The organism is Pseudonocardia pini (genome assembly GCF_013870575.1).
Classification (GTDB): Bacteria; Actinomycetota; Actinomycetes; order Mycobacteriales; family Pseudonocardiaceae; genus Pseudonocardia; species Pseudonocardia pini.
Genome location: NZ_JACBXB010001215.1, coordinates 1 through 1,057, shown reverse-complemented (window position 1 = coordinate 1,057; position 1,057 = coordinate 1). Strand labels below are relative to the sequence as shown.

The window sequence follows — 1,057 nt, the reverse complement described above, 5'->3', positions numbered from 1 at the left end:
GGCGGATCAGTCCCGGGTGCTGCGCCGGGCGGTGCTGTCCCGGGCGGTGCTGTCCCGGGTGGTGCCGGGCCGGTTCCGGGCGGTCCCGCACACCCAGGTGGTTCCACGCTGCCGGGGGGAGGGGCGATCGCGTCGCCGGTCCTGATCGATCCGATCACGCTGCTCGGTGCCCCGCCCGACGACACGTTCAAGGCTCTGGGTCAGGCCCTCGTCCTGTCGTTCGTGGTCACGATCGAGGACGACGACCAGGTCACCTCGTGCGTGACGACCGGCTCCACACCGAACATCTACATCGCCACCGAGGAGCCCGTCACCCCGGAGAAGCGGCTCGCCAAGGGCACTGCGGTCAAGGTCTTCGTCTCCTGCCCGCCGGGCTGGTCGGCGGACTCGAGGACCGGGGCGGTGACCGAGCCGGTGATCGGTGAGCCGGCGCCGCAGAATCCGGCGCCGCAGAATCCGGCGCCGCAGAATCCGGCGCCGCAGAATCCGGCGCCCCAGAATCCGGCGCCGCAGAATCCGGCGCCGCAGAATCCGGCGCCGCAGAATCCGGCACCCCAGAACCCGGCACCCCAGAACCCGGCACCGGCGAATCCGGCCCCCGAGAACCCTCCCAAGAAGGAGGAGCCGGCCGAGAAGGAGGAGCCCCCCAAGAAGGAGGAGCCGGTCCAGCAGCAGGAGCCCGCCGGGGAGAACCCCGCGGGCACCCCGCCGGGCCCGGCGGCAGGCGAGCAGCCCGCCGCCCCGTGAGCGTCCCCGCACCCCACCCCGACGGCCCGCGCCCGCCCGACCCCGACCCCGAGCCGTCGGAACCACCCTCGATGTCCCTCGAGGCCGCCACGACCGCGCCGCGGGTCCTCAAGGCCTTCGGGGCGGTGATCGGCCCCACGACGCTGCTCACCGCACTGGCGTTCTACTTCGGCCTGCTCGAGGTGCAGGGCATCTTCCGCTGGCTCGGTCTGTCCTCGACGGTGTTCGACTTCTCCGTCCAGGACTACCTGATCCGCGCCGCGGACGGGTTGTTCGCCCCGGTCGTCGCGGGGGCGGCGGCCGTCGCGCT

At 73.3% G+C, this 1,057-nt stretch carries 1 protein-coding gene and 1 pseudogene; both read left to right on the top strand.

Annotated elements, in window-relative coordinates:
• Window positions 1-222 precede the first annotated feature (222 nt).
• On the top strand, window positions 223-747 hold the full coding sequence (locus H5J29_RS33950; RefSeq protein ID WP_181784945.1) for a hypothetical protein: 525 nt from the start codon (window positions 223-225) through the stop codon (window positions 745-747).
• A 71-nt stretch (window positions 748-818) separates the two neighbouring features.
• Window positions 819-1,057 (top strand): annotated as a pseudogene (locus tag H5J29_RS33945) (hypothetical protein); the annotation flags it as partial.